Source organism: Sphingomonas sp. (genome assembly GCF_024508665.1).
Classification (GTDB): Bacteria; Pseudomonadota; Alphaproteobacteria; order Sphingomonadales; family Sphingomonadaceae; genus Sphingomonas.
Genome location: NZ_JANINP010000006.1, coordinates 108,240 through 134,503, shown reverse-complemented (window position 1 = coordinate 134,503; position 26,264 = coordinate 108,240). Strand labels below are relative to the sequence as shown.

Sequence of the window (26,264 nt, the reverse complement as noted above, 5' to 3'; positions counted from 1 at the left end):
CTGTATAAAATTGCCGCAATCTTACAGGCGGCCTATACAAAATTGATGAGCGAAGACTGGGAACGTCACCGCGCCTTCCTCGCGGTATTGCGCGAAGGCAGCCTGTCGGGGGCGGCGCGCCGGCTGGCGCTGGCGCAGCCCACGGTGCGGCGGCGGATCGCCGATCTCGAGGCGGGCCTTGGTGTCGCCTTGTTCACGCGCGCGCCCGACGGCCTGGTACCGACCGATGCTGCGCTCGGGCTGCGTCAGCATGCCGAGGCGATGGAGATTGCCGCCGCCGCCTTCGCCCGCGGCGCGACGCAGGGGAGCGAAATCGCCGGTCTGGTCCGCGTCTCGGCGAGCGACGTGATCTCGGTCGAGATATTGCCGCCGATCCTGGCCGATCTGCGCCGGCGATATCCGCGGCTGGTCGTCGCGCTCAGCCCGAACAATCGCAACGAGGACCTGTTGCGGCGCGAAGCCGATGTCGCGGTGAGGATGGTGCGGCCCGAACAAGGTGCCCTGGTCGCGCGGCGGATCGGCGATATCCATGTCGGGCTGCACGTCCGCGCCGATTTGCTCGCCGGACGGCCCGCGCCGGCGAATTTCGAAGAGGTGGTCGCGTTCGGCCTGATCGGCGTGGAGAACGACAATGCGGTGACCCGCGCGATGCGTGCCGGCGGCATTCCGATCCGGGTCGAGGATTTCGCCTTTCGATCGGATAGCGATCTCGCGCAGCTGGCGGCGCTCCGCGCCGGGCTGGGGATCGGCGTGTGCCAGGTGCCGCTCGCGGCCCGCGATCCGGCTTTGGTCCGCATCCTGCCCGACGCGTTCAGCCATGCGCTCGACACCTGGGTGGTGATGCACGAGGATTTGCGAACCTCGGCTCCCGTGCGCGCGGTGTTCGATGCGCTGGTCGCGGGGTTGCAGGAGTATCTTCGGCCCGGAGAACCGTGAAGCGACGAAAGGCGGAGCGTCCGACACAATCTCCTCTCCCTTTGGGAGAGGAAGGGGCCCGCTCGGCGTAGCCGAGTGGGAAGGTGAGGGTGCTGCGAGGGCAAAGCTCCACACCCTCACCCTTCCGCCGCTACGCGGCTCCCTCCCTCTCCCAAAGGGAGAGGGAATGGTCCCTATCCCCTACACGCCAGTGCCGCCGCGTCGATTGCCGTAGCCGCGCCGGCGAGCGCATAGACATCGGCGAAGGCGCTACCATCCCGCCCCAACCCCTCGACGCTCATCGATCGCCCGCTGCGCATCGCGGACACGATCGCGGCGTCGGTGCGAGCGTCGGGTGCCCAGGCGTCGTCGGTGCCGGCCATCAGCTCGAAGCGGCGCTCGCCGATCGACAAGGTCACGCGGGCATTGCCGGCCCGGCCGCGGCTGAGGCGGATATGGAGCTGGCTCCGGATATTCTGCCCGGGCCAATTGGCGATGCTGGCGAATCCCGCGCGATGATCGGGATCGACCGGCTGTGCGATCGCGAAGCAGCGCCGCGGGCTGGGATCGCTGAACGCCCCCCAGCGGTTCCACACGCCGATCGTATCGCGCGCGGTCGCCGGTACCGCCCCAGCTGCGGTCGCGATGAGCGCTGCCGCGATCGCCCCTCCCCTCACACCGTCTCCCCGCCGCCACCGAGACGGACGATCGTCTCGACGCCGCCCTCGATCATCACCAGCGACCCTTGCGGCAAATGGCCGGCCGCGGGTGCGCCGAAGCGCTCGACCACCGGCTGCCCGGTCATCACGCCGCGCATCACCCGGCTCGAAATGCCGTGCATGATGACCAATCGGTCGCCCGGATCGTCATTGGTTTCCGCGAGCCAGGCCGAGACGCGCTCGGCGATCTGCGGATAGAGTTCGCCGTCCGGCGCGCTGATCAACAGGCCGCTCGGCCGATCGATCACGTCGCCGACCTCGGCCATGACGTCGCGATAATAGCGCCCGCCCCAGCTGCCCATGCCGATCTCGGTCAGGCGTGGGTCGGTCTTCGCCTGGTGCCAGTCGAGCCCGACATGCTCGGCGATCACCGCCAGGGTCTGCAGCGCGCGTCCGGTCGGCGACGCCCACAGCGTCAGCGCCGGCTGGTCGCCTAAAACGTGGCGAAGCGCCTCGCCCATTTCGTCGGCCTGACGGAATCCGGCGCGGGTCAGCGGGGTATGCGGATGGTCGCCCTGCAACCGCCCGGCCGCGTTGAATACCGTCTCGCCGTGCCGCGCGATGAAGTCGCGCCCCCGCCTTGTAATCATCTCCCGCGCTTTCAACCCCCTGTGGCGCGAAAGCAACGGAATTTCTCGTTTATCTGAGGTTCATGCAACCTCTCGCGCGATCACCCATTTGCCCCTTCCCGCGCCACCGACCCCCCGGTGCTCCGCGGGAATTGAGTGAATGGAGTTATTTATGCGTAAGCTGATCCTTGCCACCGCCAGCCTCGCGGCGCTTGCCGTCGCTGCTCCAGCCTTCGCGCAGGATGGCCCTCCGAACCCGGATAGCGACACCGCGTTCAGTGGCCCGCGTGCCGGCGTCATCCTGGGCTATGACCGGATGCAACCGGGCCAGGTGCCCAATTCCTCGATCGACAGCAGCAACTCGGCCGACGGCCTAACCTATGGCGGCGACGTCGGTTATGACGCGCGCAGCGGCAATTGGGTGTTCGGCGCCGAAGGCGAAGTGACCGGGTCGACCAGCAAGGTGACCAACAATCCGTCCGCAGCGGGGGCGCTGGGCTATGGACGGGTCAAGGCGGGCCGCGACCTCTATGCCGGCGCGCGCGTCGGCTATGTCGTCGCGCCGCGGACGATGATCTATGCCAAGGGCGGGTACACCAACCAGCGGCTCGATCTCGTCGCCTCGGACGGCACCACCGAAACCGGCCAGCATTTCAACCTGGACGGCTGGCGCGCCGGCGCCGGCGTCGAGCAGTCGCTCGGCGGCAAGGCCTATGCCAAGGTCGAATATCGCTATTCCAACTATGGCCAGGCCCGGTTGGAATATCCCAACGGCGGCAACACCAACAATTTCTCGGTCGATACCGACCGGCATCAGGTCGTCGCCGGTGTGGGTGTCCGCTTCTAAGGTTGGTGTTCGCTTCTGAAGCGATTCACTCACCAAAGCGATTCATCCACAACAACAGGGGAAAACAGGGTGTGAAAGGAGGGTCGGGGCGCTTGCTCCGGCCCTTTTTCGCGTTAAGGAAGAGGGTAGGCGAATTGCCCCCGGATTCTCTCATGTCTGGCGGGTCGGAAAATCAGGGCACCGGCCCGGGGGTTAGGACATGAAGGCGACGATCGAACGCGCAACGCTCCTCAAGGGGCTGAGCCATGTGCAGTCGGTGGTCGAGCGCCGCAACACGATCCCGATCCTGTCGAACGTGCTGATCGAGGCGACGGGCGACGGATCGCTCAAGCTGATGGCGACCGACCTCGACCTGCAGATCAACGAGAGCGTGCCCGCCGCGGTCGACACGCCGGGCGCGACCACCGTGTCGGCGCACACCCTGTTCGACATCGCGCGCAAGCTGCCCGAGGGCAGCCAGGTCCAGCTGAGCGCGGCCGAGGGCAAGATGACGATCGTCGCGGGCCGCGCGCGGTTCCAACTCGGCACCTTGCCGCGCGACGACTTCCCGGTGATCGCGGAAGGCGAATTGCCGGTGCAGTTCGAACTGCCGGCGGAAACGCTCAAGCAGATCATCGACAAGACGCGGTTCGCGATCTCGACCGAAGAGACGCGCTATTATCTCAACGGCATCTTCTGGCACGTCGCGGACGACGGCCAGCCGGTGCTCAAGGCCGCGGCGACCGACGGCCACCGCCTCGCCCGCGTCACCCTGCCGCGCCCCGACGGCGCCGAGGGCATGCCGGACATCATCATCCCGCGGAAGTGTGTGGCGGAACTCAGGAAGCTGCTCGACGAGATCGACGGATCGGTCGGCGTGTCGCTGTCCTCGTCGAAAATCCGCTTCGACATGGGCCAGGCGCTGCTGACCTCGAAGCTGATCGACGGCACTTTCCCCGATTATTCGCGCGTCATCCCGACCGGCAACGACAAGATCCTCAAGATCGATCCGCGCAGCTTCGAGGAAGGCGTCGACCGCGTGTCGACCATCGCCACCGAAAAGACCCGCGCGGTGAAGATGTCGCTCGATCGCGACAAGATCACGCTCTCGGTGACCAGCCCCGAAAATGGCACCGCCGCCGAGGAAGTCCCCGGCGAATATGCCGCGCAGGGGTTCGATATCGGCTTCAACAGCCGGTACTTGCTCGACATCCTCGGCCAGATCGAGGGCGACACGGTGGAAGTCCATCTGGCCGACGCCAGCGCGCCGACCCTGATCCGCGAGAACGACAAGTCGCCGGCGCTCTACGTGCTGATGCCGATGCGGGTGTGACGCCGGCGACGGTAGAAGCACGTCCTCACACTCCTCTCCCGCGTGCGGGAGAGGGAGGGGCCCGCCGCGAAGCGGTGGGAGGGTGAGGGTCTTCTTCTTCTTCTTCTTCTTCTTCTTCTTCTTCTTCTTCTTCTTCTTCTGCGGCCGGGCAGAAGAAGACCCTCACCGCTGCGACTAATTCGCTTCGCTCATAAGTCTCGCTCCTCTCCCGCCGGCGGGAGAGGGTTTTTGCGGGCGTCAACGATATCGTCATCGACCCGACGCACAACGTGGCCGACACCCGCTTGACTCGGCGCATCAGTTTGCTTACTTACATGTGTGTCAATAAGGAATCATCCGATGGCCGCAAAGCTCCCTCCCTTTCCCGGCACCACTGGCAAGCGCGACTGGAAGACCGCGTTCGACGCGATTCGCAAGCTGCTCGCGAACGGCGACGACACGACGCAGGTGTTTCGCATCATGCGTGCGCTCAACGTCGGCAACGCGCCGATGAATTATGCGCGGTTCATCGCCACCGAAGAGGGCGGGCGGATGGCCTATGAGCGGATCGAGCTCGCGCAATTGTTCTCGCAGCCCGGCTTCGCCAAGCAATTCGCCCCCGGCACGGTCGGCGCGGCCTACAATCATTTCCTCGAATCGACCGGCTATTCGGCCGATGGCCTCGCCGAGGTCAGCAAGATCAACCGCGAGGAAGACATGGCGCATCCTTATGCCTGGTTCGGGCGGCGGGTGCGCGACACGCACGACATCTGGCACGTCCTGACCGGCTACAAGGCCGACGAAAGCCTGGGCGAAGCGGCCCTGGTCGCGTTCAGCTATGCCCAGGTCGGCGGACTCGGCTGGGCGTTCATCGCCGCCGCGGCCTCGCTCAAGAGCCTGAAGGTCACCGGCAACACCTTGTTCGCGAAGGCGGTGTGGGAAGGCTATAAGCGCGGCAAGAAGGCCAAGTGGATTTCCGCCGAGGACTATCTGCAGCTGATGCACGAGCCCATCGATGCGGCGCGCACGCGGCTCGGGCTCGGCGAGCCGGTGGCCTATCTCAAGGCGCAACGCGAACTGGGCGCCGAAATGGCGTCGTATCTGAGTGCGAAGAACCAGCAATCGGGCGCGGCCGAACCTGCCAAGCTGGCGGCCTAACCCAAAATTCCGCTAGGGACGGGCGCGATGCTGTCGCGCCTGATCCTCACCGATTTCAGGAATCATGCCGAAGCCGTGCTCCATCCGGGGCGCGGCTTCGTCGTGCTGACCGGCGAGAATGGCGCGGGCAAGACCAACGTGCTCGAAGCAGTGTCGCTGCTGGCACCCGGGCGCGGACTGCGCCGCGCGGCGCTGAGCGATATGGCGCGGCAAGGCGGTAAAGGCGGGTTTGGCGTGGCGGCGACCTTGTCCCCCTCCCACTTGTGGGAGGGGCTAGGGGAGGGCGTGTCGGATATCGTTCCGGCGTCTAAGGTTGCAGAGTCACGACAAGCCCTCCCCCGTCCCCTCCCACAAGTGGGAGGGGAGGTGGACATCGGCACTGGCACCCAGCCCTCCGCCCCCGAACGCCGCATCGTTCGCATCAACGGCGCCACCACCGCCGCGACCGCACTGGCCGAATGGCTGACCGTCTTGTGGCTCACCCCGGCGATGGACCGGCTGTTCGTCGAGCCCGCCGGCGAGCGGCGGCGGTTCCTCGATCGGCTGACACTGGCGCTGCGGCCGGACCACGCCCAGCATGCCAATCGCTACGAAGCGGCGATGCGCGCGCGCAACCGCGTGCTGGCCGATGACCGTCCCGACCCGCAATGGCTGACCGCGCTCGAGGCGCAGATGGCGGAGCACGGCGCGGCGATCGATGCCGGGCGGCGCGAAACGGTCGCGGCGCTGGCCGAACGTTTGGCGAGCCAGCCCGAAGGGCCGTTTGCGCGCGCCGGCCTGGCATTGGAAGGCTGGAGCGGCGCCGATACCCTCGCCGCCGACCTGGCGCAGGGGCGCCGGCGCGATGCCGCCGCCGGCCGCACGCTGGTCGGGCCACATCGCAGCGACCTCGCGGTCACGCATCTCGAGAAGAACCAGCCCGCGTCGCTTTGTTCGACCGGCGAGCAGAAGGCGCTGCTGCTCGGCCTCGTCCTCGCCCATGCCGAACTCGTCGCCGACCGCGTCGGCCGCGCCCCGATCCTGCTGCTCGACGAGGTCGCGGCACATCTCGATCCGGTGCGCCGCGCGGCTCTGTTCGACCGGCTGGCGGCGACCGGCAGCCAGGTCTGGATCACCGGCACCGAACGGGCGCCGTTCGACGATATCGGCGCTGCGTCGTGGTTTACCGTCGCCGACGGAACCGTCTCCGCCGCCTGAACGCTCCCTGTCGGCTCGTCTAAGGCCGGGTTCAGTCCCGCGCCGTTAGCACGCGTCGATCATCATAGGGAGAATAGCCATGAAGATGATGTTTGCCGCCGCAACCGCGCTGATCGCCATCGCCAGTCCGGCAGTCGCGCAGGATCGCTGGGATTGGTCGGGCGGTCGCCCCGGCATGACCGATTTCCGCATGGTCGGCCCGGGCGTCCGCATCCTCTATCCCGAATTGCGCGAGACGCGACGCGGGCGCGCCTTCGTCATGCGCAATTTCGATCGCAACCATGATCGCTTCCTGACGATCTTCGAGGCGCGCCAGGCCAACCGCGCCTTTGCCCAGATTGCCGGACCGCGGCTGCGCGGGTTCGACTGGGATGCGCGCGACAGCGGCTATGTCGTGGAAGAGCGCGGCGGCCGGGGCGGTTGGGATCGTGGCGCGATGCACGGCTACGGCTTCCGCCAGACCGCGCGCGGCGCGATGATGCGGCTCGACGAAGACGTGCTGTTCGCCACCGACAGCGACGTGCTGCGCCCCGGCGCGATCGACAAATTGCGCCCGCTGGCAAGCTATCTGCGCGCCAATCCCGGGGTGCGCGTGGCGATCGACGGTTATACCGATTCGCGCGGCACCGACGCGCACAATCAGGATCTGTCCGAACGCCGCGCGGCGAGCGTCCGCAGCGCGTTCGATGCGATGGGCGTGACTCGCGCCCGCTTCTCGGTCGCCGGTCATGGCGAACGCGATCCGGTCGCGACCAACGCCACCGCGGCGGGGATGCGGCTCAACCGCAGGGTCGAAGTGACCTTGCTGGGACGGCGGGCCAGCGAATTCTGATGACTCATCACTCTCCCCTCCCTTCCAGGGAGGGGTCGGGGGTGGGTGCGCGCGTCTGTGCGCCTACCAAGACTCATCAGCCATCTGACAAAACAGCGCCGGACGAGGCATCGAGCCTCGCCCGGCGCTTACCCACCCCTTAATCCCCTCCCTTGCAGGGAGGGGAAACCGTCCTAACTCCCCGCCGCCACCCGGTTGGCGTGCGTGTAGATCACCTGCCACTTGCCGCCGCGCTTCGCCCAGATGTCGGAGAAGCGGATGCGCACCGAATAGGGTTTGCCCTCGGACATGCCTTTCATCGTGACGGCACCGCCCAGCACCGCGCCGTCGCTCCATACCTTGATCACCTGATCGTCGATCGCGAACGGCTCCATCGTGAAGCCCTTGGCGGTGTAATCGGCGATGAACTGCGCCTTGTCCTCGCGCTTGTCCTGGCTGTTGATCAGCAGATAGTCGTCGGCGAGCACGCGCCGCAGGATCGCTGCGTCGCCCTTGACCTGGCCGAGGTCGAACTCCGCCGCCGCCTTGGCGAGATCGGCGGGAACGCCCGGATAGCTCGGCATCGACTGCGCGGCCGGCCCCTCCGCCAGTGCCGGGCTCGCCAGGGCCAAAGCCGCCGTGATCACGATCCACTTCATTGTTCTCTCTCCCTTTTTCGATGTCCGCAGCCTAGCCCGGCACCACGCGCTGGCAAGCATCCACGATCTTCGCACCAGGTCGAACCGCGCTACGGTGGATCGTTTCCCGAACGCTATTCGCAACCCTAACGAATGGCTCCGCGCGACCGGTGTGCGGGCTCGTTACCAGCTCGCCAGCAACGGGCCCACCCGCTCGCCATTTTGCTTCCGTTTTCGGGGGCGAATCCCTATATGCTCGCTATGGCAACACCCCCTCAGAATTCAGATTACGGCGCCGATTCGATCAAGGTCCTCAAAGGGCTCGACGCCGTCCGCAAACGTCCCGGCATGTATATCGGCGATACCGACGACGGATCGGGTCTCCACCACATGGTGTTCGAGGTTTCCGACAACGCGATCGACGAGGCCCTGGCCGGTCATTGCGACCGCATCGACATCGCGCTGAACCCCGACGGATCGGTCAGCGTCACCGATAACGGCCGCGGCATCCCGACCGGCATCCATGCCGAGGAAGGCGTGTCGGCGGCCGAGGTCATCATGACCCAGCTCCACGCCGGCGGTAAGTTCGAGAACACGTCGGACGACAATGCGTACAAGGTGTCCGGCGGCCTGCACGGCGTCGGCGTGTCGGTGGTCAACGCGCTCAGCGAATGGCTCGACCTGACGATCTGGCGCGATGGCGAAGAGCATTACATGCGCTTCACCCATGGCGACGCGGTCGCTCCGCTCAAGGTCGTCGGCAAGGCCGCCGAGGGCCAGAAGGGCACGCGCGTCACGTTCCTGCCGTCGCCCTCCACCTTCAAGATCACCGAGTTCGATTTTGAGAAGCTCGAGCATCGCTATCGCGAGCTCGCCTTTCTCAATTCGGGCGTGCGGCTGTTCCTGACCGACGCGCGGCACGAAGAGCCCAAGACGATCGAACTCTATTACGAAGGCGGCATCGCGGCGTTCGTGAAATATCTCGATCGCACCAAGGCGCCGCTGTTTCCGGAGCCGATCGCGATCTCCGGCCAGCGCGACGATATCGGCATCGACGTCGCGCTCGAATGGAATGATTCCTATTACGAGAACGTCCTGTGCTTCACCAACAACATCCCGCAGCGTGACGGCGGCACGCACCTGGCGGCGTTCCGCTCGGCGCTGACCCGCACGCTCAATGCCTATGCCGAGAAATCGGGGCTGATGAAGAAGGAGAAGGTCACGCTCCAGGGCGACGACATGCGCGAAGGCCTGACCGCGATCGTCTCGGTCAAATTGCCCGATCCCAAGTTCAGCTCGCAGACCAAGGACAAGCTCGTCTCGTCCGAAGTGCGCCAGCCGCTGGAAAGCCTGCTCGCCGACAAGATGGCCGAATGGCTTGAAGAGAATCCGGCCAATGCGCGCCAGATCATCCAGAAGGTGATCGACGCCGCCGCCGCGCGCGAGGCCGCGCGCAAGGCGCGTGAAGCCAGCCGCAAGTCGGTGCTGGGGGTTTCCAGCCTCCCGGGCAAGCTCGCCGATTGCCAGGAAAAGGATCCGGCCAAGTCCGAGCTGTTCCTGGTCGAGGGCGATTCGGCGGGCGGCTCGGCCAAGCAGGGCCGCGACCGCCATTTCCAGGCGATCCTGCCCTTGCGCGGCAAGATCCTCAACGTCGAGCGCGCGCGGTTCGACCGCATGCTGTCGTCGAAGGAGATCGGCACGCTGATCCAGGCCATGGGCACCGGCATCGGCCGCGACGACTTCAATCTCGAAAAGCTGCGCTACCACAAGATCGTCATCATGACCGACGCCGACGTCGACGGCGCGCATATCCGCACCTTGCTGCTGACCTTCTTCTATCGCCAGATGCCCGAGATCATCGAGGCGGGGCACCTCTTCATCGCCCAGCCGCCGCTCTACAAGGCGACGCGCGGGCGGTCCGAAGTGTATTTGAAGGATGAGGCCGCGCTGGAGGAATATCTGGTCGCGGCGGGCGTCGCGTCGAGCACGCTCGACGGCGTCGGCAGCGGCGACGCGCTGCGCGCGCTGGTCGATCATGCCCGGCGCATGCGCTCGCTGATGCGGTTCGTGCCGCGGCGCTACGACCCGAGCATCATCGAGGCGCTGGCGATGGGCGGCGTGTTCGATCCCGAGGCCAGCACCGCACAGCGCGCGGAGCGGCTGCAGGCGACGACGGTCAAGCTCGATGGCGGCGATCCCGAGGCGACCTGGACCGCGCAACTGACCGAGGAAGGCTCGCTCCATTTTCAGCGCCTGTGGCGCGGCGTCACCGACCACCACGTGATCGAGGCCGCGTTCCTGAGCTCGGCCGAGGCGCGCAAGCTGCACGGCCTGGCCGCCGAGCAGATCGACAGCTTCACCAGCGCGGTCAAGCTGACGCCGCTCAAGAGCGCGACCACGGCCAGCGAGGAGCCGGCAGAGAGTGGCGAGGACGAGGATCTGCCGGTCACCGTCGGCAAGGGCGAGGCGCTGATCGCGCGGCCGTCGCAATTGCTCGAGGGGATCCTGGCGGCGGGGCGCAAGGGACTGTCGATCCAGCGTTACAAGGGGCTGGGCGAGATGAACCCCGAGCAATTGTGGGAAACCACGCTCGACCCGACCAACCGGTCGATGCTGCGCGTCGCGGTCGACCAGGCCGATGTCGCCGATGAGATCTTCACCCGATTGATGGGCGACGTGGTCGAGCCGCGCCGCGAATTCATCCAGGAGAATGCGCTGAGCGTCGCCAATCTCGACGTGTGACACGGCGACGGTCATTGAACCGTCGCCGGACAGGTCTAGATCATTGGCGTAACGATAATCGTTGAAGGAGAGGGTCGATGCGCTTTGGGGTGATGTTGGCGGCAGCAGCCGCGATCGGGGTGCCGGTCGGCGTGGTGGCAAAATCGGACGTGGCGCCCGCCATCGCCAAGGCATTGGCCGACCCGGCACGCGCCGATCAGGCAGGCGACGACGCACGGCGCCATGCCGCCGATGTCGTCGCCTTCTCCGGCGCGAAGCCGGGATGGCGGGTGGTCGATTATCTGCCCGGCCAAGGCTATTGGACGCGCATCTTCACCGGCGTGGTGGGGCCGAGCGGCCATGTCTACGCGATCTGGCCGAGTGTCGCGGGCCCAGGCGCCAACGCGACGATCGAAGGATTGAACGGGCGCAAGCTGGGCAACGTCACCGCCGCGCGCGACCCAGCCATGATCACGCTCGACGCGCCGGCTGATCTGGTCTGGACCGTGCAGAATTACCACGACATCCCCAATAACGGCCGCGGCGAGGCGGCGCTCAACGCGTTTAACGCCGCGGTGTTCAAGGCGCTCAAGCCCGGTGGCACCTATGTCGTGATCGACCATGCCGCCCCGGCGGGCAGCGGATTGAGCGACACCGAAACGCTGCACCGGATCGATCCCGCGATCGTCAAAAAGGAAGTGCTCGCCGCCGGCTTCACCTTCGTCGGCGAATCGAAGGCGCTGGCCAATCCCAAGGACGATCATACGCTCAAGGTGTTCGACCCCAAGATTCGCGGCGTCACCGATCAGTTCGTCTACAAATTCCGGAAGCCGCTCAAGTGATCCGCGCCGGGTTGGCGGTGCTACTGGGCGCCGCCGCGCTCGGCGGCTGCACGCAGAAATGGGACACCGGCAATAGCGCCACCGCCGACACGCGGCTGGCGCGCGACGTCGCGCTCGACGCGCGGCGTCACGGGCCGGAGATCGCCGCTTTCGCCGGGCTGAAATCCGGCGACAAGGTAATCGACCTGATTCCGGGCGGCGGCTATTGGACGCGGACCTTTGCCCGCATCGTCGGGCCGTCGGGCCATGTCTACGGCATCTGGCCCAAGCCCTATGCGATGGAATCGGGCAGCGACGTCAAACGCTATGCCGCCGCCGCCGGCACGCCCGCCTTCGCCAATGTATCGGCGAGCACCCAGCCGGCAACCAGCCTGGCCGCACCCGAAAAGGTCGACCTCGTCTTCACCTCGCAGAATTATCACGATTATCCCGACAAGTTCATGGGATCGATCGACCCCGCCGTGCTCAACAAGGCGGTATTCGATGCGCTCAAGCCCGGCGGCATCTATCTGATCATCGATCACGCCGCCGCCGCGGGATCGGGGATGCGCGATACCGACACCCTGCACCGGATCGACCCCGCGACCGTCAAGCAACAGGTGACCGCCGCGGGATTCGTGTTCGAGGGCGAGTCGAAACTGCTCGCCAATGCGGAGGACGATCACAGCAAGCCGGTGTTCGACAAGTCGATCCGCGGGCACACCGATCAGTTCATTTTCAAATTCCGCAGGCCATAAAGCGTGATGGGATCGGCTTGAGCGATCTCACTCACCCTCACCCTTCCGGCGCTTCGCGCCTCCCTCCCTCTCCCGATGGGAGAGGGAAGGGGCCCGCCGCCGTAGGCGGTGGGAAGGGTGAGGGTGAACCGGCTAAGTCCATACCATCACGCTCTAAGCACCCTGCCGCGGATTAGCCGCGCCGCGCCCTATTCGCGCTCGTCGCGCAACGGCCGGCTGAGCAGCGCGCCGATCACGCCGCCGACCGGCGCGCCGTTGAGCAGAGCGCACACGGCCTCCGTCACCGGCATGTCGACCCCGGCCTCGGCCGCCGCTTCGAGCAGCACCGGCGCGGTGAAGGCGCCCTCGGCTACCGTCCGGCGCTCGCTCAGCAACTCCTTGACCGATCGTCCTTCGCCCAGCCCGACGCCGAGCGAGAAATTGCGGCTGCTGGTCGACGAGCAGGTCAGCACCAGGTCGCCGAGTCCCGACAGGCCCGCCATCGTCTCGGCCCGCGCGCCGCGTGCCAGGCCGAACCGCGTCATCTCGGCGAAACCGCGCGCGATCAACGCGGCGCGGGCATTCTGGCCCAGCCCGGCGCCCTCGACCACGCCGCAGCCGATCGCCAGCACGTTCTTGACCGCGCCGCCGATCTCCGCCCCGGTCACGTCGTCCGACGCATAGGGCCGGAAAGTCGGCGAGGCGAGCCGCTCGGCCAGCGCCGCGCCCAGCGCGACGTCCTCGCAGGCCAGGGTTACCGCGGTGGGCAGGCCGGCCGCGACTTCATGCGCGAAGGTCGGCCCCGACAGCACCGCGATCGGCGCCGCCGGCTGAACCGCGCGCGCCACTTCCCCGACCAGCAGCTTGCTGCCCGCCTCGATCCCCTTGGCGCACAGCACGAGCGGCGTGGCGCCGAAATCCTGCCCGCCCAGTACCGCGCGGACATGCTGCGCCGGCGCCACCACCAGCAACGCGTCGGCATCGCGCAGCGCGTCGAGATCGTCGGTCGCGACGATGCGCTCGGACAGCGGCACGCTCGACAGGAACAGTTCGTTGACGTGCCGCGCGTTGATCGATTCGACCACTTCGGGCTCGCGCGCCCACAAGGTGACGCGCTGGCCGTCGCCCGCCGCTACTTGCGCCAATGCGGTGCCCCAGGCGCCGCCGCCGATCACGCCTATCCTCACGCTTTCACTCCCGCGCCACGCACCTTTTCCGCGTCCGGATCGAGCGGCCAGCGCGGACGCGCGGCCACGTCGAGCGGATCGGTCAGGCCGGCCGCGAAGCGCTCGGCGCCGGCCCAGGCGATCATCGCGGCATTGTCGGTGCATAGCCATTGCGGCGGCACGCTGAACGGCAGGCCATAGTCACCCGCCAGCGATTCGAGCGCCATCCGCACCGCGCCGTTCGCCGCTACCCCGCCGGCGACGACCAGGGCGGTCGCGTCGGTATCGCCCAATTGCCGGCGCGTGCGGTCGACCAGGCAATCGACCGCGGCTTGCTGGAAACTCGCCGCTATGTCCTCGACGCGCCACTGCCCGGTGTCGTGCGCGCGCAGCACCGCGCTTTTCAGTCCGGCAAACGAGAAATGCGGCTCGGCCGATCCCAGCAACGGCCGCGGCAAGGGCACGACGTCCTTGCCGGCGGCGGCGGCCCGCTCGACGGCCGGGCCGCCGGGAAAACCGAGGCCGAGGATCTTGGCCGTCTTGTCGAACGCCTCGCCCGCCGCGTCGTCGATCGTGGTGGCGAGGCGGCGATAGCGCCCGACGCCTTCGACCAGCAGCAACTGGCAATGTCCGCCCGACACGAGCAGCAGCAGATAGGGGAAATCGAGATCGGGATCGGCGAGCCGCGGACTCAGCGCATGGCCTTCGAGGTGATTGACCGCGACCAGCGGCTTGCCGGCCGCATGGGCCAGCGCCTTGCCGGTGACCAGCCCGACCATCACGCCGCCGATCAGCCCAGGGCCGGCGGTGGCTGCAACCGCATCGACTTGCGCCAGAGTCACGCCGGCTTCCGCCAGCGCGGCCTCGATCAGCGGTTCGAGCGCCTCGACATGCGCGCGCGCGGCGATCTCCGGCACGACGCCGCCATAGGGCCGGTGCGCGGCCTCCTGCCCGGCGAGCTTGTGCGCCAGGATGCGGCGGTCGCTGGTGACCAATGCCGCCGCAGTCTCGTCGCACGAGGATTCGAGGCCAAGGATCAGGGTCATGGGATCGTTCTACACCCGCGTCACGGCATTGACCGCATCCGCCGCGCGCAGCGCCGCCATCAGTTTCTCGAGATGCGCGGCGTCGCGCACTTCCAGGTCGATCTGGTTGGTGTGGAAGCCGGTATCGCTGGTGTCGAACCGGATGTTGATGATGTTGGCGCGGTGCTGGCCGATGATCGTCGACACGGTGCCCAGCGCGCCGGGCTCGTTCTTCAGCGTCACTTCGATCCGCGCCAGGCCGCCTTCCGATTTGTCGCCCCAGGCAAGGTCGACCCAATCGACATCGTCCGAACTGGCCAGCACCGGGCAGTCGATGCGATGGACCTCGATCTCCTGGTCGGGCCGCCGCAGGCCGACGATGCGGTCGCCCGGCACCGGATGGCACAAGGTATCGAGCTTGTAGGCGACGCCGGGCGTCAGGCCGGTGATCGAAATCGCCGACGACTGCTGCGGCAGCGCGCGCCCCGCCTCGGTGCCGGCCGACCCCGGCATCAGCGCTTCCATCAATTCGGCATCGGTGATCCGCCGCCGCGCGACCGCCTCGATCAGCGCATCCTCGTCGGGCAGCTTGAGCTTCTTGAGCGCGGTCTTGACCGCATCGACCGACAATGGCGCGGGCAGGCGATCGACGATCTCGTCGTACAGCTTGCGGCCGAGCGTCAGCGTTTCCTTGCGTTCGATCGCGCGCAGATGGCGCCGGATCGCGGCGCGCGCCTTTCCGGTGATCGCGAAGTTGAGCCAGTTGGGCTGCGGCGACTGCGCCTTGGAACGCAGGATCTGCACCTGGTCGCCATTCTCGATCACGGTGCGCAACGGCACGTGGCGCCCGTTGATCTTGGCACCGACCGCCTGGTCGCCGAGATCGGTGTGCACCGCATAAGCGAAATCGATCGGCGTCGCGCCCTTGGGCAGCTGATGCAGCTCGCCCTTCGGCGTGAAGGCGAAGATGCGATCCTGGTACATCGCCATCCGCGTATGCTCGAGCAGTTCCTCGGGCGTCTCGGCGGTTTCGAGGATTTCGACCAGGTCGGTGATCCAGCTATGCTGCCCGTCGGCGCGGACCTTGCCGGTCTTGTACGCCCAATGCGCGGCAAGCCCGTATTCGGCCTCGGCGTGCATCTCCTGGGTCCGGATCTGGATTTCGACGCGCGTATCGCCGGCGTGGATGATCGAGGTGTGGAGCGAGCGATAGCCGTTGCGCTTGGGAGTCGAGATATAATCCTTGAACCGCCCCGGCACGAACGGCCAGCGGCGATGGATGACGCCCAGCGCGCGATAGCAATCCTCCTCCGTCGGCACGATCGCGCGGAACGCCATGATGTCCGAGAGCTGTTCGAAGCTGATGTGCCGCTCCTGCATCTTCTTCCAGATGCTGTACGGGTGCTTCTCGCGGCCGGAAATGTCGGCGTCGACGCCGTGGCGCGACAGCAGCAATTTCACGCCCGACCCGATCTTGGCGATGCGGTCGCCGCCTTCCTGCAATTGGTCCAGGCGCTTCTGGATCGATTCATACGCCTCGGGCTCGAGTTGCGCGAAGGCGAGCGTCTGCATCTCCTTCATGAACTCGTACATGCCGATCCGCTCGGCGAGCGGGGCATAGATGTCCATCGTCTCGCGCGCGATGCGCTTGCGCTTGTCCGGATTGGGGATGTGGTGGAGCGTGCGCATATTGTGCAGCCGGTCGGCCAGCTTGACCAGCAGCACGCGGATGTCGTCCGACATCGCCAGCAGGAACTTGCGCAGATTCTCCGCGGCGCGCTCGCTTTCGGTCTGCGCCTCGATCTTGGACAGCTTGGTGACGCCGTCGACCATCCGCGCGACATTGTCGCCGAACAATTTCTGGATCTGGTCGGGGGTGGCGACCGTGTCTTCGATCGTATCGTGCAGGATCGCGGTGGCGATCGTCTCGTCGTCGAGATGCAGGTCGGTCAGGATGCCCGCGACTTCGATCGGATGGCTGAAATAGGGATCGCCCGATGCGCGCTTCTGAGAGCCATGCGCCTGGAGAGAAAAGACGTACGCGCGGTTGAGCAAGGCCTCATCAGCCTCGGGGTCGTAGGACAGGACCCGATCAACGAGTTCGTACTGGCGCAGCATTACCGCTCAAGATGGGGCCGGACCGCGCTGCTTTGCAACAAAATGTTGGCCGCGAGCAATTAAAGGCGCGCGGCCAACGAGGGGATGGTGATGTTTAGGGGAGCGCGGTGCTGGCACCGCTCTCCAATCAGTTTGCCTTGGCGTTGCACTTGGACAGCGTGTCGGCGTCGAGCGCCTGGCCGCCGACGGTGAACGACGTCAGCTTGCCGACGCGCTGCGCGACGAGCTGGCACAGAACGATGTCACGCTCGGGGGCCTTGGCAGCGGCGAACGCGCCGTCATGGAACTTCCACACGGTGTCGCGCGTGATCAGGCTGGTCTTGGTCGGCGCCGCGGCGGGGGTGGCGGTATAGTAACCGGGACCCTGGGGCTGCGCGAAGGCAATGGTGCTGCCGAACATGGCGACGGCGGCGGCGGTGAGAATCCTGGGGGCGATGCGGGACATGATTTCCTCCTGTGTACGTTGCAACGCACAATAGGTTGCGAATCACCACCTACTCCTATAGGTTTTCAGTTGCAACTGGAAATCCGCATGGCATTTTCATGACGCAGGAAATGGGTTACGCTTCGATGCAAAGAGAGGAATATTGATGGGCGGACATCTGAGAGAGCCGCTGCGCGACCTCGTCGAATGCAGCCTGCCGGCGGCGCTCGAAGCGATGGGTGAACGCTGGAGTTTCATGATCTTGCGTGCGGCGTTCAACGGCCTGCACCATTTCGAAGAATTCCAATCCGAGCTGGGTATCGCCCGCAACATCCTGGCCAATCGACTGGCGCGGCTGGTCGAGCACGAGATCCTGACGCGAGAGGCCTTGCCCGAGGATCGCCGCAAGATCCAGTATCGGCTGACCGACAAGGGCATGGCGCTTTTGCCCACCATGGTTGCACTGCGGCAATGGGGCGAGCGGTGGGAAACCGGCGTTCCGGCGACCCCGGTGCTGGTCGACGCGCGCGACATGCGGCGGGTCCGGCCGGTCGAGGTGCTGTCGCACGACGGCCGCGTCCTGGGGAAGATGGACATGCATTGGGCCTTGCCCGAAGACGTGGTCGGCGACGACGAGCCGCTGCAGGCGGCGGCGGAATAACGCGCATTAAAGCCCCTCCCCTTCAGCGGAGGGGTTGGGGTGGGGCCTATCCAAAGGCGACAGGGGTTGAGGCACTGCCCCACCCCCATCCCCTCCCCTAAAGGAGAGGGGCTTATTTTTCAGCCCAGCTTGCCGATAAACTCCCGGATGGCGTCGGGGATCGGCACCGGCTGTCCGGTCGGCAAATGGACGTTGACCGTCACCAGCCGCACGATCGAATGCAGCTCGCCGGTTGCGGCGTGACAGAGTTCGAATACCTGCGTCATGCTGGTCGACCCGAGCCGTTCCACCTTGGCATAGGCCTGGATCACGTCGCCGTAGAAGAACGGCTTGAGGAATTCGACCTCGGCATGGCGCACGTGGAATTCGGTCTCGGTCCAGACCGGCCCCAGCGCGTCGGCGATCCCGCTCCACTCCCAGAATTCGGTCCCCGCGACATCGGCATATTCGAGATAGCGCGAGTTGAAGACGACCTTTTGCCCGTCAATCTCCGCATAACGGACCTTGATCGGGGTGGAGAAAGCGAAGCCGGGGCGTGTCATGGCGTGCGCCATATCGCGGCAGCGACGATACGGCTACCGCGGTACGATCCTGACCACGCTTTATAGATCGAAATGGACCAGACGGCGGGTTGCGCCTCTTTGCCAAGTCGATCAACGTCGCAGCCAGGGGACACATGGGGGCGAACCGATGCGGCATTTTATTGTTCTTGCTGGAGCGGCGCTGATTGCCGCGCCGGCGGCGCCGCTCGCCGCCGCCGATAACGCAGCGCCGGATGCCAACAAGGCGCTATCCGAGGCGATCCAGGCATATCGCGACAACGATTGCGCCAAGGCGTCGTCGCTGGTGGCGCCAGTCATCGCCGCGCCGGCATCCGCCGCCCCCAAGGATCTCTCGCTCGCCTACGACATCACGATCGATTGCGCCTGGAAGGCGAAGGATATGGCCAAGGCCAGCGACTATGCGAAGCGTGAGATTGCGCTTGCCGAGAGCTCGGACTTTGCCTGGCGCGCGGCGGTCATCGCCGATTTCGAGGGCAAGCGTTATTCCTCGGCAATTGACACGATTGAACGCATGCCTGCGGCCGGCCGGGGCGGCACGCTCAACACCTTCCCCCCTTCCCTGTTCATGCAGATGCATAACCAGATAGAGCGGGCCGGCGACGCGGCCAATGATACGCGGCTGCTCGCGATTCTCGCCAATCCCGCCTACGATCCTGACGATATCTCGGCGAAGATCGACGGCTGGGGCGATTATATGCGGGCGCTGTATGCGCGCAAATTGCTCGCGGCGGGGAAACGCGACGAAGCGCGCGCCATGATCGCGGACCTTCAAGGCTATGAAGCGATGATGGAGGTCGCATTCGATCCGGGTCTGCTCGCTCTGCGCGGTCGTCCGGTCGATTTCCGCGCGGTGGTCGAAGCCGACCTCGCCCGTCATCGCGCCATGCTCGATCGCTATCCGCACGCGCTCGCGGTGATAAACGCCGAATCATTGGATCTCCACCGGCTTGGCCGCAACGACGAGGCGATCGCACTGCTCAAGGCGGCCGAACCGCGTATCGCAACGCCCGACGCGTTCGATGATATCGAGGACAAGCTGCCTTGGTTCTGGAATGCGCTGGGTTATGCCTATCTCGCGACCGGCAAATATGACGAGATGGTTGATGCCTTCACCAGGGGCGGCCAGTTGAAGGAAAATGGCGTGCCCAACGTCAGCCAGATCATCAATCTTGCCGACCAGCAGGTGGTGTTCGGGCATGCGAAAGAGGCGCTCGCGACGCTCGACCGGATGGGCACGTCACCCGATGCCAGCCCTTATGGCCTGATGCAGGTGCGCCTCGTACGCGGCTGCGCCTATGCGGAATTGGGGCAGCTCGACAAGGCCCGCGCCGACCTCGCCTATGCCGTCGCGCACGAAAGCGACGATCCCTCGACCGTCACGGCGCTTTACCTCTGCCTAGGCGACGAGGATGCCGCCGCGGCCTCCTATGTTCGCCGGCTGGCGGCGCCCGTATCCCGCAGGAGCGCGATGATGGATCTCGCGGACTACGATGCTCCCGACCCGCGCATGCCGAAATCGCCCTTCGCCGCCTCGGCCAACCGAGTACGGAAGCGTCCCGAGGTCGTTGCTGCGATCCGCGCGGCCGGCGGACCGGTGCACATCCACCTCCAGCCTAACCCATTCTGATCGCATGGCGAGCCGAACCCGTTGAGGTTCGGCGCAGAACTCTGCAGCCTAGAATAGCAGCCGTACGCCGACCAACGCCAGCACCACCGCCAGGATCGGGCCGAGCACCCGGTCGGAGATGCGGCTTGCCAACAGGCTGCCGACAATGATGCCGGGGATCGATCCGATCAGCAGCGAGACGAGCAAAGCGGCGTCGACCGATCCCAGGATCCAATGCCCGATGCCGCCGAGCAGGGTCAGCGGCACGGCATGCGCGATGTCCGATCCGACCAGCTTGTTGACCGGCAGGGTCGGGTAGAGGATCAGCAAGGCGGTCATGCCGAGCGCGCCCGCGCCCACCGAGGTCAGCGACACCAGCACGCCGAGCACCGCGCCGAGCAGGATGGTGTAGCCGGCGCGCCGCTTCTGGTTCACCGTGCCGAAGCGCGGGGTCAGATACGCGACGATCCGCGCGCGCAGCAGCGTCGCGCCCGCGGACAGCACCAGCGTAACGCCCAGGATCACCGACATGGCATGGCCGGTGCCGGACGATTCCGGTCCCGCGCGGTTGAGGATCAGCAGGGTCACCAGCGTCGCCGGCACGCTGCCCAGCGCCAGCCGCGCGACGACCCGCCAGTCGACCGTGCCGCGCCAGCCATGGACCGTCGTCCCGACCGTCTTGGTCGCCGAGGCATAGAGCAAATCGGTGCCGACCGCTGTGGTCGGGTGGAAACCGAACGCCAGGACGAGCAACGGCGTCATCAGCGATCCGCCGCCGACGCCGGTCAGCCCGACGACCAGCCCGACCAGCACGCCGGCCAGCGAATAGAGCAGGTTGATCGTCATCGCGAGCTGCGCTGCGTCACGAGACTGGGCCGGCAGGCGCCGGCGCGGCGACCGGGCGGACCGGGGATGGAAGAACGGGTTGCGCCCGTTCAGCCACTATTGCTCGCCGGAGTGTTGACGCCCATCGACTGGAGGTACCGCCGCACGTTGCGCGCCGCCTGGCGGAGCCTTTGCTCGTTCTCGACCATCGCAATGCGTACGAACCCTTCCCCATTCTCGCCATATCCCACCCCTGGCGCGACCGCGACCTTGGCGTGAGTCAGCAATTGTTTGGAGAACTCAAGGCTGCCTAAGTGCGTCAGCGCGGGCGGCAGCGGCGCCCAGGCGAACATGCTCGCCGGCGGGCTGGGAATATCCCAGCCGGCGCGGCCGAAGCTCTCGACCAGCACATCGCGGCGCTTGTGATAGAGCTGGCGGTTCTTCTCGACGATGTCCTGCGGCCCGTTGAGCGCGGCGCAGGCGGCGGCCTGGATCGGGGTGAAGGCGCCGTAATCGAGATAGGATTTCACCCGGGTCATCGCCGCGATCAGCTTGCGATTGCCGACCGCGAAGCCCATCCGCCAGCCGGCCATCGAATAGGTCTTGCTGAGGCTGGTGAACTCGATCGCGACGTCCTTGGCGCCCTTGACCTGCAGGATCGACACGGTCGGCTTGCCGTTGAAATAGAGTTCCGAATAAGCGAGGTCGGACAGGATCCACACCTCGTTCTCCTTCGCCCAGGCGACCAGCCGCTCGTAAAAGGCCAGGTCGACCGTCTCGGCCGTCGGGTTGGACGGGTAGTTCACCACCAGGATCGACGGCCGCGGCACGGTGAAGGCGATCGCGCGTTCCAGGCTCTCGAAATAATGCTCGTCGGGCGTCGTCGGCACGGCGCGGATCGTAGCGCCGGCGATGATGAAGCCGAACGTGTGGATCGGGTAGCTCGGATTGGGCGCGAGCACGACGTCGCCCGGCGCGGTGATCGCGGTCGCCAGGCTGGCCAGTCCTTCCTTCGACCCCATCGTCACCACGACCTCGGTCTCGGGATCGAGGTCGACACCGAAGCGGCGGCCGTAATAATTGGCCTGGGCGCGGCGCAGCCCGGGAATGCCCTTGGACTGCGAATAGCCGTGCGCGTCGGGCTTTTGCGCGACCTCGCAGAGCTTGTCGATCACGTGCTGGGGCGGGGGGAGGTCGGGATTGCCCATGCCCAGGTCGATAATGTCCTCGCCTGCCGCACGCGCTGCTGCCCGCATGCCGTTGACCTCGGCAATGACATAAGGCGGCAGACGCTTGATGCGGTAGAATTCGTCGGACATTCAAAACTCCTTTCGCTTCCCTCCTTAGGGCATAAGCGGGCGGCGGCGAAACCGCGTTGTTCCGGATGCGGCGATCCGTGCCGAAAAGCGGAGACAAAAGCCGGCCTGCCGCGTTTCCCGGCGTGACGACGACCCAAAGAACGACGCCGTCGCCGCCGCAGGACGCTTTCGCGCGGAGCGCCGCTGCCGTAAGGACGGACGGCGCGTCGCGCGCATGACCTTCGCCGGGGAACAATGACGATGGCCGACCAGATCGACGCACCCAGCCTGGAGGACATGCAGCACTGGACCTGGGTGATGGGCCGCGCGCAGCAGATGATGCTCGAAGCCGGACTAGGCGCGGGCGTGCCGGTGGTCCCGGGGTTCAACGACCCGGCGACCTTGGCGCGGGTCGGCGATTTCTGGTCGGACAGCCTCAAATTGTGGCAGCGCTTCCTCGACCCGAAAGCAGGTGAAGAGAGCGGCGCGCCAGTCAAGGACAAGCGCTTCAAGTCCGAAGCCTGGCAGAATCCGGTGTTCGACTGGATCCGCCAATCCTATCTGATGATCGCCGACCAGATGCTCAAACAGGTCGACGCGCTGGAAGGGCTCGAGCCCAAACAGCGCGAGCAGCTCCGCTTCGCGACCCAGGGGTTCGTCGACGCGATGAGCCCGTCCAACTTCGCCTTCACCAATCCGGACGTGATCCAGAAAACGATCGAGACGCGCGGCGAGAACCTGCTCAAGGGCCTGGCCAACATGCTCAACGATCTGGGCAAGGGGCAGTTGACGCATACCGACGACCAGGCGTTCGAGGTCGGGCGCAATCTTGCCACCACGCCGGGCAAGGTGATCCATCGCGGCCCGCTGTTCGAGCTGATCCACTACACGCCGACGACCGAGAGCGTGCTGGCGACGCCGCTGGTGATCTTCCCGCCCTGGATCAACCGCTTCTACATCCTCGACCTGACGCCGGAAAAGAGCTTTATCCGCTGGGCGGTCGACCAGGGGCTGAGCGTGTTCATGGTGTCGTGGAAATCCGCCGATGCCAGCCTGGCCGATATCAGCTGGGACGATTACGTGCTCGCCCAGATCGAGGCGATCGACGTGATCCGCGACCAGCTCGACGTCGAGGCGGTGCACGCGATCGGCTATTGCGTCGCCGGGACCACGCTCGCCGCGACCTTGGCCTATCTGACCGCCAAGGGCGAAGCGGACAAGGTCAGGACCGCGACCTTCTTCACCGCGCAAGTCGACTTCGCCGATGCCGGCGACCTGCTCAATTTCGTCGACGACGCCCAGCTCGACATGATCGGGCAATTGTCGCCCGAAGGGTATCTCGACGGGCGCTACATGGCGATGACGTTCAACCTGCTGCGCGGGCGCGACCTGATCTGGAATTATGTCGCCAACAATTACTTGCTGGGCCAGGATTACGCGCCGTTCGACCTGCTCCACTGGAATGGCGACACCACCAACCTGCCGGCGAAATGGCATCTGTCGTATCTGACCGATCTCTATCGCGACAATCTGCTGGTGCGGCCGGGCGCCTTGGCCATCGCCGGCACGCCGATCGACCTGACCAAGGTGGCAACGCCGAGCTACATCCAGGCCGGTCGCGAGGATCATATCGCCCCGGCCGAGAGCGTGTGGAAGATCACCCATCTGTTCGCCGGGCCGCTCAAGTTCGTGCTGGCGGGCTCCGGCCATATCGCCGGCGTGGTCAACCCGCCGGCCGCCGGCAAATATCAATATTGGACCAACGACAAGCCCGCCGCGACCCTGGCCGAGTTCGTCGCCGGCGCGACCGAGACCAAGGGCAGCTGGTGGCCCGACTGGATCGCCTGGCTGCGCGGCCAGGACGCGACAGAGGTCAAGGTGAAGGGCGCGCGCGTGCCCGGCCAGGGCAAGAAGCATCCTGCGCTCGCCGATGCTCCGGGAGACTATGTGCGGGCGCGTTAGTTCGTTTCAGCGAAACCGAAACGGTTGCGGTGCCGGCACCGCCTAAAACTCGCTCCACCGCGAGTTTTTCAAACGCTAAGTGACCGTTCTGTGGCGGTTGTTACGCCTATGTTGCACTGCACAAAAATCGCTTGACCTTTGGCTTCCATGCACTATTTTGTGCAATGCAGCAATCATGCGGCGGAGGATGTAATGGTGAGCAAGACCCCCGAGACCAAGGCGGCGAAACCCGCGGCCAAGGCGCCGGTGAAGCGCACGCCGGTCAAATCCACCAAGCCGGCCTCGGTTCCCGTCAAGGCGAAGCCCGAGCCGACTCCCGCCGTGCTGGTTGCCGAAACCCCTGCCGTAGAGCAGCCGGCGGCGCCCGTCCTCGAGACCGCACCCGTCGAGACCCCCGCAGTCGAGACCGTGATCGAAACAGTGACAGAAACCGTCGCCGCAGTCGCCCAAGAGGCGCCGGCCACCATCAAGAAGGAAGTGACCAAGATGAACGACACCATCAAGGACGCCGCCGAAAAGGGCCAGGCCTATTTCGCGGAATTCAGCGCCAAGGCGAAGGCCGCGGCCGAAAAGGGCGCCAAGGCGTTCGAAGACATCAACGAATTCGGCAAGGGCAATGTCGAAGCGCTCGTCGAGTCGGGCAAGATCGCGGCCAAGGGCTTCGAGACGCTCGGCCAGGACTATGCCGATTATGCGCGCAAGCAGTTCGAAGGCACCACCGCGGCGCTGAAGGGCTTCGCCGCCGTCAAGTCGCCGACCGAGTTCTTCAAGCTGCAGGCGGACTTCGTCCGTGGCCAGTTCGACTCGTTCGTTGCCGAGAGCTCGAAGAGCACCGAAGCGATGCTGAAGCTGGCCGGCGACGTCGCCAAGCCGATTTCGAACCGCGTCGCGCTCGCCGCCGAGAAGATCAAGGTCGCCGCGTAAGCGTCCCCTTTCTCGCAAGAGACATCGAAAGGGCGGTCGCCATCCGGCGGCCGCCCTTTTTGTTTGGGGTGAACGCGGGCCATCCAAATCTCCTCTCCCCTTGGGAGAGGAAGGGGCCCGCTCGGCAAAGCCGAGTGGGAAGGTGAGGGCAGGGAGGGAGAGTGCCGCCCTCACCCTTTCGCCGTTCTTGGGTGATAAGCGAACATCACGTTTCCTTCATATGCCTCGCGCATCGGGATCTCTGATCCTCATGGCTCGGCATTCGTCGATGAAAGTCCGCAGTACCGGACTTGGTTTGAATGATCGTATCCAGTGTTTCCCGACACGGAATGTGATGAGTTGCTTCGCGTTTCGAAATATATCCACAAAGTTTGGATCATCTACGGGGAGGCTTCGGCCATGCTCCCCTTGAAACGCATCCCGCTCCCACGTCTTGCCATCGATAGTCACCGTGAACCGCCTCGAAAATGCCGGGTAGTCACCTCCATAGAGAGCAAATATCGGGCGTGAATCACACAGACCGCCGAAGTGAGTGTCAGCGGTGTCGGCGAAGCGGTAGAATACTGCGTTGCGATATTTGTCGCGAGTTGTAGTCCAACCGGGCGCCCGAGTGGATAGATTGTTCTGAGCGGGAGAGCAGTTCGCCAGAGCAATCGGAAGGCAGAGCGCTAAACGCATCATTCAATCAGGATGGGCGCAGCATCGGGCGTGCGCAATAGAGTCGTGCATCGATAAACCGCTTTTCACGGGTTAAGACCTAAACCCGCAGGGCAATCCACCTTCCGCGTCGCCTCCAACGACGAAAAGCACTTAACGTACGCCGCACCCTCTTGCCCCGGCGTGCCGCAATGCCATATTTTGCGGCCTGACATGTTCGATCCCGATATCATGATGGCCAACGACCCCGATGGGGCCGGCAACGGCAACGACGGTGATGAGGGCACCGGCGTCGGTCTCGCCACGCGCACTCGCACCAAGACCAAGCAGCCGACACCCTATCGCGTGCTGATGCTCAACGACGATTACACGCCGATGGAATTCGTCGTGCTTTGCCTGCAGCGCTTCTTCCGCATGTCGACCGAGGAAGCGACTCGGGTGATGTTCCACGTCCACCAAAAGGGCGTCGGCGTGTGCGGCGTGTTCAGCTACGAAGTCGCCGAGACCAAAGTCAGCCAGGTGATGGACTTCGCGCGGCAGAACCAGCACCCGCTGCAATGCACGCTGGAGAAGGCGTGAGCTCCGAGCTCTGATCCACGGTTCGCGGGGCT

Annotated in this window: 24 protein-coding genes; 14 read left to right on the top strand and 10 right to left on the bottom strand. The window is 65.7% G+C overall.

The genetic code is table 11. The features are described from left to right. The first annotated feature begins 45 nt into the window (after positions 1 to 45). A complete protein-coding gene (locus tag Q0L25_RS09405) occupies positions 46 to 936 on the top strand; it encodes a LysR family transcriptional regulator (protein WP_296613644.1) in 891 nt (296 codons plus the stop codon). Between the two features lie 173 nt (positions 937 to 1,109). On the opposite strand, the gene Q0L25_RS09400 is transcribed toward Q0L25_RS09405, so the two are convergent. Both Q0L25_RS09400 and Q0L25_RS09395 read right to left on the bottom strand, forming a co-directional pair. Continuing rightward, positions 1,110 to 1,592, bottom strand: a complete 483-nt coding sequence (locus tag Q0L25_RS09400; RefSeq protein WP_296613642.1) for a hypothetical protein — start codon at positions 1,590 to 1,592, stop codon at positions 1,110 to 1,112. Then, positions 1,589 to 2,224: a histidine phosphatase family protein gene (locus Q0L25_RS09395; protein ID WP_296613640.1), complete on the bottom strand. Its 636-nt coding sequence runs from the start codon at positions 2,222 to 2,224 to the stop codon at positions 1,589 to 1,591. Before Q0L25_RS09395 ends, Q0L25_RS09400 begins: the two co-directional genes overlap by 4 nt. A 151-nt stretch (positions 2,225 to 2,375) precedes the next feature. On the opposite strand from Q0L25_RS09395, the gene Q0L25_RS09390 reads away from it, so the two are divergent. The 5 genes from Q0L25_RS09390 (at position 2,376) to Q0L25_RS09370 (ending at position 7,528) form a co-directional block, all read left to right on the top strand. Then, positions 2,376 to 3,050 carry an outer membrane beta-barrel protein gene (locus Q0L25_RS09390; protein WP_296613639.1) on the top strand — a complete coding sequence of 225 codons (675 nt, stop codon included), beginning with the start codon at positions 2,376 to 2,378 and terminating at the stop codon, positions 3,048 to 3,050. 199 nt (positions 3,051 to 3,249) lie between these two features. After that, positions 3,250 to 4,362, top strand: coding sequence for a DNA polymerase III subunit beta (gene dnaN, locus Q0L25_RS09385; RefSeq protein WP_296613637.1), 1,113 nt, complete (start codon positions 3,250 to 3,252; stop codon positions 4,360 to 4,362). 339 nt (positions 4,363 to 4,701) lie between these two features. Continuing rightward, positions 4,702 to 5,499 carry a Coq4 family protein gene (locus tag Q0L25_RS09380; RefSeq protein ID WP_296613635.1) on the top strand — a complete coding sequence of 266 codons (798 nt, stop codon included), beginning with the start codon at positions 4,702 to 4,704 and terminating at the stop codon, positions 5,497 to 5,499. 27 nt (positions 5,500 to 5,526) lie between these two features. Next, positions 5,527 to 6,696, top strand: coding sequence for a DNA replication/repair protein RecF (gene recF, locus Q0L25_RS09375; RefSeq protein ID WP_296613632.1), 1,170 nt, complete (start codon positions 5,527 to 5,529; stop codon positions 6,694 to 6,696). Between the two features lie 79 nt (positions 6,697 to 6,775). Beyond that, positions 6,776 to 7,528 (top strand): OmpA family protein, encoded by a 753-nt coding sequence (locus Q0L25_RS09370; protein ID WP_296613630.1) that lies wholly within the window; start codon positions 6,776 to 6,778, stop codon positions 7,526 to 7,528. 173 nt (positions 7,529 to 7,701) lie between these two features. Here Q0L25_RS09370 and Q0L25_RS09365 read toward each other — a convergent pair whose 3' ends face one another. Continuing rightward, positions 7,702 to 8,166 carry a nuclear transport factor 2 family protein gene (locus tag Q0L25_RS09365; protein ID WP_296613627.1) on the bottom strand — a complete coding sequence of 155 codons (465 nt, stop codon included), beginning with the start codon at positions 8,164 to 8,166 and terminating at the stop codon, positions 7,702 to 7,704. A 231-nt stretch (positions 8,167 to 8,397) separates the two neighbouring features. On the opposite strand from Q0L25_RS09365, the gene gyrB reads away from it, so the two are divergent. From gyrB to Q0L25_RS09350, 3 genes are all read left to right on the top strand, one after another. Then, positions 8,398 to 10,887 (top strand): DNA topoisomerase (ATP-hydrolyzing) subunit B, encoded by a 2,490-nt coding sequence (gyrB, locus tag Q0L25_RS09360; protein ID WP_296613625.1) that lies wholly within the window; start codon positions 8,398 to 8,400, stop codon positions 10,885 to 10,887. Positions 10,888 to 10,964: 77 nt separating this feature from the next. After that, positions 10,965 to 11,708 carry a methyltransferase gene (locus Q0L25_RS09355; RefSeq protein WP_296613622.1) on the top strand — a complete coding sequence of 248 codons (744 nt, stop codon included), beginning with the start codon at positions 10,965 to 10,967 and terminating at the stop codon, positions 11,706 to 11,708. Next, positions 11,705 to 12,445 (top strand): methyltransferase, encoded by a 741-nt coding sequence (locus Q0L25_RS09350; protein WP_296613620.1) that lies wholly within the window; start codon positions 11,705 to 11,707, stop codon positions 12,443 to 12,445. Before Q0L25_RS09355 ends, Q0L25_RS09350 begins: the two co-directional genes overlap by 4 nt. Before the next feature lie 188 nt (positions 12,446 to 12,633). Here the strand turns inward: Q0L25_RS09350 and Q0L25_RS09345 are convergent, their stop codons facing one another. From Q0L25_RS09345 to Q0L25_RS09330, 4 genes are all read right to left on the bottom strand, one after another. After that, positions 12,634 to 13,611, bottom strand: a complete 978-nt coding sequence (locus tag Q0L25_RS09345) for an NAD(P)H-dependent glycerol-3-phosphate dehydrogenase (protein WP_296613618.1) — start codon at positions 13,609 to 13,611, stop codon at positions 12,634 to 12,636. Beyond that, the gene (tsaD, locus tag Q0L25_RS09340) at positions 13,608 to 14,636 is read right to left on the bottom strand and encodes a tRNA (adenosine(37)-N6)-threonylcarbamoyltransferase complex transferase subunit TsaD (protein WP_296613615.1); all 1,029 of its coding nucleotides are present in this window, start codon (positions 14,634 to 14,636) and stop codon (positions 13,608 to 13,610) included. The genes Q0L25_RS09345 and tsaD overlap by 4 nt, the downstream gene beginning before the upstream one ends. Before the next feature lie 9 nt (positions 14,637 to 14,645). After that, the gene (locus tag Q0L25_RS09335) at positions 14,646 to 16,733 is read right to left on the bottom strand and encodes a bifunctional (p)ppGpp synthetase/guanosine-3',5'-bis(diphosphate) 3'-pyrophosphohydrolase (RefSeq protein ID WP_296613613.1); all 2,088 of its coding nucleotides are present in this window, start codon (positions 16,731 to 16,733) and stop codon (positions 14,646 to 14,648) included. 127 nt (positions 16,734 to 16,860) lie between these two features. Further along, entirely contained in the window at positions 16,861 to 17,178 is a 318-nt protein-coding gene (locus tag Q0L25_RS09330; RefSeq protein WP_296613611.1) for a hypothetical protein, read from the bottom strand. Between the two features lie 145 nt (positions 17,179 to 17,323). Here Q0L25_RS09330 and Q0L25_RS09325 point away from each other — a divergent pair, with 145 nt between their 5' ends. Beyond that, complete coding sequence (locus Q0L25_RS09325; RefSeq protein WP_296613609.1) at positions 17,324 to 17,818, top strand: helix-turn-helix domain-containing protein; 495 nt, start codon at positions 17,324 to 17,326, stop codon at positions 17,816 to 17,818. A 119-nt stretch (positions 17,819 to 17,937) separates the two neighbouring features. Here Q0L25_RS09325 and Q0L25_RS09320 read toward each other — a convergent pair whose 3' ends face one another. Next, positions 17,938 to 18,360, bottom strand: a complete 423-nt coding sequence (locus tag Q0L25_RS09320) for a thioesterase family protein (protein ID WP_296613608.1) — start codon at positions 18,358 to 18,360, stop codon at positions 17,938 to 17,940. Between the two features lie 148 nt (positions 18,361 to 18,508). On the opposite strand from Q0L25_RS09320, the gene Q0L25_RS09315 reads away from it, so the two are divergent. Further along, positions 18,509 to 20,008 (top strand): hypothetical protein, encoded by a 1,500-nt coding sequence (locus Q0L25_RS09315; protein WP_296613606.1) that lies wholly within the window; start codon positions 18,509 to 18,511, stop codon positions 20,006 to 20,008. Positions 20,009 to 20,056: 48 nt separating this feature from the next. On the opposite strand, the gene Q0L25_RS09310 is transcribed toward Q0L25_RS09315, so the two are convergent. After that, a complete protein-coding gene (locus Q0L25_RS09310) occupies positions 20,057 to 20,833 on the bottom strand; it encodes a sulfite exporter TauE/SafE family protein (protein ID WP_296613605.1) in 777 nt (258 codons plus the stop codon). Positions 20,834 to 20,922: 89 nt separating this feature from the next. After that, positions 20,923 to 22,131 carry an LL-diaminopimelate aminotransferase gene (locus tag Q0L25_RS09305; RefSeq protein ID WP_066591975.1) on the bottom strand — a complete coding sequence of 403 codons (1,209 nt, stop codon included), beginning with the start codon at positions 22,129 to 22,131 and terminating at the stop codon, positions 20,923 to 20,925. Between the two features lie 240 nt (positions 22,132 to 22,371). Between Q0L25_RS09305 and Q0L25_RS09300 the strand changes: the two genes are divergently transcribed. From Q0L25_RS09300 to clpS, 3 genes are all read left to right on the top strand, one after another. Continuing rightward, the gene (locus Q0L25_RS09300; RefSeq protein ID WP_296613603.1) at positions 22,372 to 24,072 is read left to right on the top strand and encodes a class I poly(R)-hydroxyalkanoic acid synthase; all 1,701 of its coding nucleotides are present in this window, start codon (positions 22,372 to 22,374) and stop codon (positions 24,070 to 24,072) included. Positions 24,073 to 24,264: 192 nt separating this feature from the next. Continuing rightward, positions 24,265 to 24,996 carry a phasin family protein gene (phaP, locus tag Q0L25_RS09295; protein WP_296613601.1) on the top strand — a complete coding sequence of 244 codons (732 nt, stop codon included), beginning with the start codon at positions 24,265 to 24,267 and terminating at the stop codon, positions 24,994 to 24,996. 891 nt (positions 24,997 to 25,887) lie between these two features. Further along, a complete protein-coding gene (clpS, locus tag Q0L25_RS09290) occupies positions 25,888 to 26,232 on the top strand; it encodes an ATP-dependent Clp protease adapter ClpS (protein ID WP_296615657.1) in 345 nt (114 codons plus the stop codon). Positions 26,233 to 26,264: the final 32 nt, after the last annotated feature.